The sequence below is a fragment of the Variovorax sp. OK605 genome, assembly GCF_900115445.1.
In the GTDB taxonomy this organism is placed as follows: Bacteria; Pseudomonadota; Gammaproteobacteria; order Burkholderiales; family Burkholderiaceae_C; genus Variovorax.
This window is the reverse complement of the sequence record NZ_FOWL01000001.1, coordinates 922,214-932,001: the sequence shown is the minus strand read 5'-3', so window position 1 is coordinate 932,001 and position 9,788 is coordinate 922,214. Positions and strand designations below refer to the sequence as shown.

At 62.6% G+C, this 9,788-nt stretch carries 10 protein-coding genes; 7 read left to right on the top strand and 3 right to left on the bottom strand.

Annotation, left to right across the window (positions count from 1 at the left end; all coding sequences use genetic code 11):
* The 4 genes from BM013_RS04430 to BM013_RS04415 form a co-directional block, all read left to right on the top strand.
* The coding region (locus BM013_RS04430; RefSeq protein ID WP_143098229.1) for an integrase core domain-containing protein at positions 1–318 on the top strand (318 nt) is incomplete at its 5' end.
* Between the two features lie 258 nt (positions 319–576).
* The gene (locus tag BM013_RS04425; protein ID WP_093123226.1) at positions 577–840 is read left to right on the top strand and encodes a hypothetical protein; all 264 of its coding nucleotides are present in this window, start codon (positions 577–579) and stop codon (positions 838–840) included.
* Positions 837–1,697 carry a phage portal protein gene (locus BM013_RS04420; RefSeq protein ID WP_093123223.1) on the top strand — a complete coding sequence of 287 codons (861 nt, stop codon included), beginning with the start codon at positions 837–839 and terminating at the stop codon, positions 1,695–1,697. The genes BM013_RS04425 and BM013_RS04420 overlap by 4 nt, the downstream gene beginning before the upstream one ends.
* Complete coding sequence (locus BM013_RS04415) at positions 1,669–1,890, top strand: hypothetical protein (RefSeq protein WP_177225418.1); 222 nt, start codon at positions 1,669–1,671, stop codon at positions 1,888–1,890. Before BM013_RS04420 ends, BM013_RS04415 begins: the two co-directional genes overlap by 29 nt.
* A 476-nt stretch (positions 1,891–2,366) precedes the next feature.
* On the opposite strand, the gene BM013_RS04405 is transcribed toward BM013_RS04415, so the two are convergent.
* Together BM013_RS04405 and BM013_RS04400 are read right to left on the bottom strand one after the other, a co-directional pair.
* A complete protein-coding gene (locus BM013_RS04405) occupies positions 2,367–3,368 on the bottom strand; it encodes a GTP pyrophosphokinase (RefSeq protein ID WP_093123219.1) in 1,002 nt (333 codons plus the stop codon).
* Positions 3,369–3,581: 213 nt separating this feature from the next.
* Positions 3,582–4,688: a site-specific integrase gene (locus BM013_RS04400; RefSeq protein ID WP_177225417.1), complete on the bottom strand. Its 1,107-nt coding sequence runs from the start codon at positions 4,686–4,688 to the stop codon at positions 3,582–3,584.
* Positions 4,689–4,771: 83 nt separating this feature from the next.
* On the opposite strand from BM013_RS04400, the gene dusA reads away from it, so the two are divergent.
* Complete coding sequence (dusA, locus tag BM013_RS04395) at positions 4,772–5,812, top strand: tRNA dihydrouridine(20/20a) synthase DusA (RefSeq protein WP_256221376.1); 1,041 nt, start codon at positions 4,772–4,774, stop codon at positions 5,810–5,812.
* 200 nt (positions 5,813–6,012) lie between these two features.
* Positions 6,013–6,798 (top strand): IclR family transcriptional regulator, encoded by a 786-nt coding sequence (locus tag BM013_RS04390; RefSeq protein WP_093123214.1) that lies wholly within the window; start codon positions 6,013–6,015, stop codon positions 6,796–6,798.
* A gap of 51 nt (positions 6,799–6,849) precedes the next feature.
* On the opposite strand, the gene BM013_RS04385 is transcribed toward BM013_RS04390, so the two are convergent.
* Positions 6,850–7,491, bottom strand: coding sequence for a GntR family transcriptional regulator (locus BM013_RS04385; protein ID WP_093123210.1), 642 nt, complete (start codon positions 7,489–7,491; stop codon positions 6,850–6,852).
* A 129-nt stretch (positions 7,492–7,620) separates the two neighbouring features.
* On the opposite strand from BM013_RS04385, the gene scpA reads away from it, so the two are divergent.
* Positions 7,621–9,783, top strand: a complete 2,163-nt coding sequence (scpA, locus tag BM013_RS04380; RefSeq protein ID WP_093123207.1) for a methylmalonyl-CoA mutase — start codon at positions 7,621–7,623, stop codon at positions 9,781–9,783.
* Positions 9,784–9,788: the final 5 nt, after the last annotated feature.

The window sequence follows — 9,788 nt, the reverse complement described above, 5'->3', positions numbered from 1 at the left end:
GATCGCGGCTCGCAATACGTCAGCATCCGGTACACGGAACGACTGGGCGAGGCTGGCATTGAGCCATCAGTGGGCAGCAAAGGCGATTCCTACGACAACGCCCTGGCCGAGACGATCAACGGCCTCTACAAGGCCGAGCTGATCCATCGCCGGGCACCGTGGAAGACCAAGGAGGCGGTGGAGTTCGCCACGCTCGAATGGGTGTCCTGGTTCAACCACCAACGCCTGCTCGAACCCATCGGCTACATCCCGCCTGCAGAAGCTGAGGCAAACTATTACCGGCAACTCGCCAGTCAGACCGCCACGATGGCGGCATGACTTAAACCAACCGGCCTCCATGAAAGCCGGGGCGATTCAGAACGAAGGCTCGCCAGCTACCCGGCCTCTGCTGGATGGGCGCTGAGCTACGAGCTGCTCAACGCGATGCATCGCTACGAGATTCACGCGACCTCTGACGGCGACTCCTTTCGCGTCACCGTTTCGGCGCTGACCTCGCAGAGCTTCGCGCCTGGCTCCTATGACTGGCGGGCGCGCGTCACGAATGCCGATTAGGTCTACACGGTCGCCAATGGGCGTATGACGGTGGCACCGTCCTTCGGTGCCGCCGGTGATGTTCGCTCGCATGCCCGCCGCACGCTCGACGCCATCGAGGCGGTGCTCGAAGGCCGGGCCACCAGCGCCACCGCCGAATACGAAATCAACGGTCGGCGCCTAAAGTACATCCCGCTCAACGAGCTGCATGCGATGCGCTCGAAGTACCAACGGGAGGTTGCGGCGGAAGAGGGCAAGAGCGGGCCGCGGGGCGTGTCCGGTCGCATCGCGGTGAGGTTCGGCGCATGAAGGCCCCGGCATTCCTCCGCCACCTGTTCCGCGGCAAGGTCGTTGGCAAGAAGCAGGTGCGCCGCTTTCAGGCCGCGCGCGTTGACCGCCTAACCGCGGACTGGATCGCCACCTATTCGAGCATCAACGAAGAGCTGCGCAGCGACCTCGACAGGCTTCGCGCACGAGCACGCGAGCTGCGCAACAACAACGGCTACGCGCGCAAGTTCTGCGGCATGGTCGAAACCAACATGGTCGGGCCGGCCGGCTTCGTGATGCAGGCGCGCGTCGAGAACGCGCCCAACAAGGCCGACAAGCTGGCGAACGATGCGATTGAAGCGGCATTCGTGCGCTGGCAGGCCGTGTGCGACGTGACGGGCCGGCAGTCCCTGCGCGATATGTGCGAGACGCTCGTCGGTGGTCTTCCGTGCGATGGCGAGTTTCTGGTGCGGCTCGTGCGCGGTGCCGATGCGCGCAACGATTTCAACTTCGCGCTGCAGCTCATCGACGTGGACCGCATCGACACGACATTCAACGGCGTTGAGCATTCGACGGGTAACACCGTCATCATGGGCATCGAGGTGGACGCCTACCGCCGCACCGTCGCGGTTCATATCTTCGAGGCCCATCCCAACGACGGCATGCGCACCTCTCGGCAGCGTGTGCGCCTGCCGGCCGAGGACATCATTCACGGGTTCAAGGTTGAGCGTGCCGAGCAGGTGCGCGGCATCCCGTGGATGGCCCCGGGCATGCTGAGCCTTCACCACCTGGGCGGGTTCATGCTGGGCGTGGATGGGCGCGCGCGAGGAGGCAGCTACCACGACGCTGCAGCGCGACGATGCGCGAGCCGTGGCCTCCGCCTGCAGCGATGCGACTGACGATCTTCGCGAGCTGGCGGATAGGCGCGCGGTCGAGGCGAAGAAGGCGCAGGCCATTGCGCGCGATGCCGCGAACGGCCGGCAGCAAACCGCGCACACGATCCTGAGCACGCCGGCAGCGGTGCCGGGTGACGCCTGCGCGAGCGCACAGGTGCGCGTCGATGCGTGGCTGTGGGGGAGGGTGCAGCCATGAGGCGTTTCGCGCTCCTAGCGGGCGTTTCGGCCTTCGGCGCGTTACTCAGTGCGTGCGGGGTGGCTCCGGCTCAAACCGTGAAGGTGCCGCTTCCTGTGGAATGTGGGGCGGAAATGCCTGCTCGGCCGGCCATGCCGACAGAAGCGCTTGCGCCCGGCGTGGACCTTGATAGCTTCAGCGCGTCGGCATTAGCCGAGATTGAGTTGCGAGAGGGTTATGAGGGTGAGCTGCGGGCGGCGCTCGCCGAGTGCATCAGCCCGCTTTACTTATGGACTCGCTCCAACGGATGATGCGAGCAGGCCGCGTGCGTAGAAAGCAGAAATGATCAAAGTTGTTTGGGCGCAGCTACCGAAGCCCACGCTCTAATTTTTCAACGAAGATGCTCCACTTGACAAAGCCGCATAGTGCAACTCTTTTGCTGCTGAAATCCCCTTGTTAAGTAGCACGTTTCTAATGCACTGCAGGAGTCAACTCTGTCAGAGCTTGGGCGGGCTAGAACGAGTTGCAGATCTTGCTGCTTTATTACCTTTTAGCCACGCCTCCATTCCGAATTGGGATTTAAGTGCTGCCCTAACTAAACCAACGTGACTATAAAAAACCCCGCGACTGATTCGCAGGCTTGCCTTTTCTTTGTTGCTGGTCATAGCTTTTGCTTCGATGTCATTTATTCCTTTTCTATTTTTTTCTACGAGTTCAACTAGCTCGCCCGTGGTATGAATATTGAATTGGCCTAGTTCTGCTAGTAGCTGAGCATAGTCTTCTGTGCCTGTCTTACTCTTCTTTTCGAAAAGGTCATCTAAGACACTTTCTAGCAAATCTACGTTTAACGGGGTTTTGTCAATAGGAGGGGTGGAAATTGCGTCGACGTATCGCTGCTTTTCCTCCAAGACGCGATCGAGCTCGAGATCGGCAGTTTCCAAAAGCGCAGAAATTCGATGTATTGTGCGTCTGAGGGGCGGAGGTACATTGTCTTCTTGCTTGTACTGCAGCTTATGAGATGCTGCAGCCCAAATGTGCTGCGCAACCGTTCTGACTTGAATCTCTGCTCGAAATTCGGAAAACTCATTGAGTGTAGGTAGCTTAAGCCATGCCTCAGGAAGCTTGAGCATTAAATGCTGCGACTGATACCCGAATTGAGAATCGGACAGCCGGGTGGCGGTGTCTTCGAAACTAATGATTGTAAAAGATTTTTTAAGCGCTTCGATTGTGGGTCCAAGCGAAGATCGGAACAATACGATAATTCTTATCCCTATCAAGTCGTCAATTTCCTGGGCCGCATGAATTTTCTTCGATTTGCGTTCCAGCTTTTCATTCAGTGATTCCCATGACTTAACCCTGCCTTCGATAGGAACCCCTAATACGACTTCCTCCTTTCGGAGAAGCTCGGAAATCTCGTTGGTCAGCGCTATTAGAAATCTCTGCGCGCGACCTTCTATGAGCTGATAGCTTTGGCGAATTGTCTCGATTTCAGGATCCATTGGAATAGTTTTTTTGAGAAATAAGCAGGCACTATACAAACATTCGTAACAATTACAACTGAATTTGATCGGGCGGGCTTGTGGGTGGAGGCCAAGCGAACTGGGCCAGCTGATGGTGCTTCATGGCATTTATCCTGGCATTTGTGTGATAAGTTGGTGATTGTTAACAACTTTTCGCTTCCACACTCTCCGCCGGCGGAGGCGGACTGACTTCTATGTGGATGAGGCGGTTGCGTCGGCTGCCGTTCGGCGAATGCCGAGGCGTTCGAGCCATGGCCAGTTGGCGTACTTGTCGCCCCTCTGGCGGATGTGCGTGTACCGGCGGAGTGACGCCCAACTGCGGTGGCCTGAGACGCCAGCAACATTCGGGATGTTCCAGCCCATCTCGAACAGGCGGCTGATGCCGTCGTGTCGCAGATCGTGAAAATGAAGGTCCTCGATGCCAAGCATGGTGCAGGCGTCCGTGAATAGCTTGCTGATGGTGCCGCTGTAATAGGAGAAGATGCGCCCGGTTTGCTCGGCTGACGTGCGCCGATTCACGATGACCGCAAGTGCCTCGGGCACGAGGTGACATCGAACGTCATTGCCCTCTTTCTCGCCGGGGTGCTTCATGTCTCGCACCCAAATCTCCGAGTGGCTTTCGTCTAAGTCCTCGAAGGTCTGCCGTGTGATTTCCTCTTGGCGCCGGGTGCTGAAAATCGCGTAGCAGATGATGAGTTGCATCGGGGTTGCATCCTTTCGCTTGACCCGACCGAAATACTCCATGAGCTTGTCCAGCTCTTGGAGGGTTGGGCGCCGGTCGCGCTGTCTCGACCTCGTTGTCAGCCCCAGTGACTTGCACACCTTGCGCGCGTCGTTAATCACCTGGGGATCTAGTTGGTAGCCCCAGGCCGGCCGGGCTAACTGGTACACCGCTGCAATGTGGGAAAGGTAGTTGGCTACTGTTTGAGGTTGAACGTCGAGGTCTTTGGCGAACTGCACCCAGTCGGCGCTCGTGATCGTGGAGCCGCGGCGTTTCGCCAGGCTGGTCTTTCCCACCGTCGTCAGCACTTGGGCCTTCGTCGTACCAATCGCCTTGCGAGACTCGTCCACGTATTTTTGAATCGCCTCGGCGAAGGTTGGGTCTGGTGCTTTGAGCTTTTCCAGTGCACCAGGCTTGGAGAGCTCGGCCTCGCGGTTCTTCATCCAGAGCTTCGCGGCCTGCTCGCGATCAAAGGTTTCCGTCTCCGCGTGGACGATGGCGCCGTCCTGCTGAATCCGGATTCGAACCAGGTGCGCTACGCTCCCGTCCGCGCGCTTGCGTTTAATGATGCTGCCCAAGGTGGCCCCTGAAGTTGGTACACGTCAAATTTGTGGCAGAAATGTACCAGCCGAGGACCAAAAATGGCACGAAACAACATCGAATGACACCGAAAGAGAACAGCGGAAACCCCTCGCCAGGCCTTGATTTCCCTCGGAACGACCGTGTTTCCGAAGCCATGCGAGTTTCTGTGGCGCCGATGATGGACTGGACCGACCGCCATTGCCGCTACCTCCACCGCCTGCTGTCCCGGCACGCATTGCTCTACACCGAGATGGTGACGACGGGCGCGCTGATCCATGGCGACGTGCCGCGGCACCTTCGCTTCAACGCCGAAGAGCACCCGCTGGCGCTGCAGCTCGGCGGCAGCGAGCCGGCCGACCTGGCGCATTGCGCGAAGCTGGGCGAGGAGTGGGGCTACGACGAGATCAACCTGAACTGCGGCTGCCCGAGCGAGCGGGTGCAGCGCGGCGCGTTCGGCGCCTGCCTGATGAACGAGCCGCAACTGGTGGCCGACTGCGTGAAGGCGATGGTCGACGTGGTCGGCATTCCGGTCACGGTGAAGCACCGCATCGGCATCGACAAGATCGAGAGCTACGAGTTCGTGCGCGACTTCGTCGGCAAGGTGAGCGAAGCGGGTTGCGAGACTTTCATCGTGCATGCGCGCAACGCCTGGCTGCAGGGCCTGAGCCCGAAGCAGAACCGCGAGATCCCGCCGCTGCGCTACGAGCTGGTGCACCGGCTGAAGCACGAGTTTCCGTCGCTGCGCTTTGCCATCAACGGCGGCATTTCGGTGAACGCACAGGTGCACGAGCACCTGCGCCTGCTCGACGGCGTGATGGTGGGCCGCGAGGCGTACCACAACCCCTGGTGGCTGGCCGAGTGGGACGCCGAGTTCTACGGCGCCGCGCCGCAGGCGCTGACGCGCGAAGAGGTCGAGTCGCTGATGTGCGACTACATGGCCCGCGAAGCCGCCGAGCACGGCACGAACTGGTGGTCGATCGCGCGCCACATGCTGGGCCTGCGCAACGGCCTGCCGGGCGCGCGCCGCTGGCGCCAGGTGTGGAGCGACCACAAGCTGAAGACGCGGCCGGCGCACGAGGTCATGGCCCTGGCGCACGAGCCGGTCGCGCAAGCCGCCTGACGGCCGGCGCAGCGCGCTCTCTTTTTCTTCTTTCGAGGTACACCGGCCGCCATGCGCGGCGCACGGTGTTTTCCTCTGCGCGCCTCTGCTTCCTTGAAATGAAACACTGTTTCGAAATCTCTACGGCGTGATATCTGGCGCGTCAACCGTTTTTTGCTGAAAAATGAGGAGCATCAGGGAAATAAAAAAGGTTTCGATACATGAATGACGCGATTGGCGGCAAGGAAGAAGTAAGCGCGCTCGGCCGGGGCCTGGCCCTTCTCAAGGTCATCGGCATGGCGGCGGCACCGATAGGCAATCGCGAACTGGCAGACACCACGGGCATCCCCAAGGCCACGGTGTCACGGCTCACCGCCACGCTGGTGAGCGCGGGGTACCTGCGGCAGTCGCAGGACAGCGAGCGCTTCAGCCTCGGCCCGGCGCTGCTCGACATGAGCGCCCGCTACCTGCGGCATTTCGACCTGCGCACGATGGCGCGGCCTTACCTGGCCGAACTCTCGGAATCGGCCGGCGTGAGCGTGCACCTGGTGGTGCGCGACGAACTCGACATGCTGGTCATCGACTCGCTGCGGCCCCGCTCGGTGGTGATCAGCTCGCGCATCGAGGTCGGCACGCGCATGACCATCGCCACTTCGGCCGCCGGCCGGGCCTACCTGGCTGCGCTGCCGGCGCCCGAGCAGGCGGTGCTGATGGAAGAGATCCGGCTCGAGAGCGGAGAGAACTGGGACGCCATCGAGCCGCGCCTCGCGGCCGGGCTCGACGAGTACGCGCGGCTGGGCTACTGCGGCTCGTTCGGTGAGTGGAACCCGCACATCCATGCGATCGGCTTCGCGCTGCAGGGGCCGCGCGGTGAACGGTATGCGGTGAGCTGCGGCGGGCCGGCCTACCTGCTGCCGAAGGACGCGATGGTCGCGCGCATCGGGCCGTTGCTGGTGGAGGCGGCGCAGCGCATTGCCGGGGAAGCCGGCACCCTGAACGTCGACTGACAGCGTCGACCGGCAACGCCGGCGGACAACGCCGACTGAGCCGGCGCGCGCCTAGTTCGCGGCTTCCAGCCCGTTCTGGAAATGCTCGCGCATGCGGCTCATGGCGGCCTCGGCGTCGCGCGCCTCGATGGCTGCCATCACCGCGCGGTGCTCCGCCAGCGACTCGCCGATGCGGCCCGCCTTCAGCAGCGAGTTGTGCCGGTTGAGCTTCATCACCTTGCGCAGGTCGGCCACCATCTGGTCGCGCCACTTGTTGTTGGCAATGGCCAGCAGCTGCATGTGGAAGCGCTCGTTCACCGCAAAGAAGTGCTCGCGGTCTTCGGGCGAGGCCGCGGCCTCCAGCTCGGCGTGCAACGCCTTGAGCTCGGCGCGCTGCGCGTCGGTGGCGCGCTCGGCCACCACGCCGGCGGCGTCGCTTTCCAGCAGGGAGAGCAGGTGGTACACGTCCGCCAGGTCCTGCTCGGACACCTCGGTCACGTAGGCGCCGCGGCGCACCTTCATCGTCACCAGGCCTTCGGCCGCCAGCACTTTCAGCGCCTCGCGCAGCGGCGTGCGGCTGATGCCGTATTCCTCGGCCAGCTTGAGTTCGTCGATCCAGCTGCCAGGCTCCAGCTCGCGGCGGAAGATCCGCTGGCGCAGCAGCTCGGCCACCTCTTCATAGAGGGCGCGGGGGGTGAGGGTGACGGCGGACATGGGGCGGACTGTACTTCAAAAAAGGCGTTTGAATTAATAATTATGGATGGGGTAGACTCGCGGCCGGCTTGCAAATCCGTGCAGGCAAATTTGCGAATCCCCTTGCAAGACTCTGCGAACGGCCCCTTCATGAGCAGCACACCCGAACCCACTTTCAAGCCCGCCGACCTCGAAGCCTGGGCCAAGTCCGCTGCCAAGTCCGCGCCCGGCGGCGACGTGAACGCGCTGAACTGGGTCACGCCCGACGGCATCAGCGTGAAGCCGCTGTACACCGCGGCCGACCTGCAGGGCCTGAAGTACACCGACACGCTGCCCGGCTTCGAGCCCTACCTGCGCGGCCCGCAGGCCACCATGTACGCGGTGCGCCCCTGGACCATCCGCCAGTACGCCGGCTTCTCCACCGCCGAAGAATCGAACGCGTTCTACCGCAAGGCGCTGGCCGCCGGCGGGCAGGGCGTGAGCGTGGCCTTCGACCTGGCCACCCACCGCGGCTACGACAGCGACCATCCGCGCGTGACCGGCGACGTCGGCAAGGCCGGCGTGGCCATCGACTCGGTGGAAGACATGAAGATCCTGTTCGACCAGATCCCGCTGGACAAGGTGAGCGTGTCGATGACGATGAACGGCGCCGTGCTGCCGGTACTGGCGGGCTACGTGGTCGCGGCCGAAGAGCAGGGCGTGGCGCAGGACCAGCTGAGCGGAACCATCCAGAACGACATCCTCAAGGAGTTCATGGTCCGCAACACGTACATCTTTCCGCCGGCGCCGAGCATGCGGATCATCGGCGACATCATCGAGTACACGGCGCAGAACATGCCCAAGTTCAACTCGATCTCGATCAGCGGCTATCACATGCAGGAAGCCGGCGCCAACCAGGCGCTGGAGCTGGCCTTCACGCTGGCCGACGGCAAGGAGTACGTGAAGACCGCGCTGGCCAAGGGCCTGGACGTGGACGGCTTTGCCGGGCGCCTGAGCTTCTTCTGGGCCATCGGCATGAACTTCTACCTGGAAGTGGCCAAGATGCGCGCGGCGCGCCTGCTGTGGTGCCGCATCATGAAGGAGTTCAACCCGAAGAACCCCAAGAGCCTGATGCTGCGCACGCACTGCCAGACCTCGGGCTGGAGCCTCACCGAGCAGGACCCCTACAACAACGTGGTGCGCACCACCATCGAGGCGATGGCCGCGGTGTTCGGCGGCACGCAGAGCCTGCACACCAACGCGCTCGACGAAGCCATTGCGCTGCCCACCGAGTTCAGCTCGCGCATTGCGCGCAACACGCAGCTCATCATCCAGGAAGAGACGCACATCACCAACGTGATCGACCCCTGGGCCGGCAGCTACATGATGGAGAAGCTCACGCAGGACATGGCCGATGCGGCCTGGGCCATCATCGAAGAGGTCGAGGGCATGGGCGGCATGACCAAGGCGGTGGACAGCGGCTGGGCCAAGCTCAAGATCGAGGCGGCCGCCGCCGAGAAACAGGCGCGCATCGACTCCGGCAAGGACGTGATCGTGGGCGTCAACAAGTACAAGCTGAAGACCGAGGACGCGATCGACAGCCTCTCGATCGACAACGTGAAGGTGCGCGACCAGCAGGTGGCGCGGCTGCAGAGCATTCGCGCCGCGCGCGACAGCGCCAAGGTGCAGGCTGCGCTCGACGCGCTGACCGAAGCCGCCGAAAGCAACACCGGCAACCTGCTGGCGCTGAGCATCGACGCGGTGCGCCTGCGCGCCACGGTGGGCGAGATTTCCGACGCGCTGGAGAAGTCATTCGGCCGCCACCGCGCCGACACGCAAAAGGTGACCGGTGTGTACGCAGCGGCCTACGACTCCGCCGAAGGCTGGGAAGCGCTGAAGACCGAGATCAATGCCTTCGCCGAAGCGCAAGGCCGCCGCCCGCGCGTGATGATCTCCAAGCTGGGCCAGGACGGTCACGACCGCGGTGCCAAGGTGGTGGCCACCGCTTTTGCCGACCTGGGCTTCGACGTCGACATGGGCCCGCTGTTCCAGACGCCCGAGGAGTGCGCGCGCCAGGCGATCGAGAACGACGTGCATGCCGTGGGCGTGAGCACGCTCGCAGCCGGCCACAAGACGCTGGTGCCAGCCATCATCGACGAGCTGAAGAAGCAGGGCGCGGACGACATCATCGTGTTCGTCGGTGGCGTGATTCCGCGGCAGGACTACGATTTTCTCTACGAGGCCGGCGTCAAGGGCATCTACGGACCGGGCACGCCCATTCCGGCCAGCGCCAAGGACGTGCTGGAACAGATCCGCGCGGCGGTTTCCGCCTGAGACGC

Coding starts and splice junctions, on each gene's coding strand:
- scpA (WP_093123207.1), top strand. CDS start 7,621: ATGAGCAGCACACCCGAACCCACTTTCAAGCCCGCCGACCTCGAAGCC.
- BM013_RS04425 (WP_093123226.1), top strand. CDS start 577: ATGACGGTGGCACCGTCCTTCGGTGCCGCCGGTGATGTTCGCTCGCAT.
- BM013_RS04385 (WP_093123210.1), bottom strand. CDS start 7,491: ATGTCCGCCGTCACCCTCACCCCCCGCGCCCTCTATGAAGAGGTGGCC.
- BM013_RS04390 (WP_093123214.1), top strand. CDS start 6,013: ATGAATGACGCGATTGGCGGCAAGGAAGAAGTAAGCGCGCTCGGCCGG.
- BM013_RS04420 (WP_093123223.1), top strand. CDS start 837: ATGAAGGCCCCGGCATTCCTCCGCCACCTGTTCCGCGGCAAGGTCGTT.
- BM013_RS04405 (WP_093123219.1), bottom strand. CDS start 3,368: ATGGATCCTGAAATCGAGACAATTCGCCAAAGCTATCAGCTCATAGAA.
- dusA (WP_256221376.1), top strand. CDS start 4,772: ATGACACCGAAAGAGAACAGCGGAAACCCCTCGCCAGGCCTTGATTTC.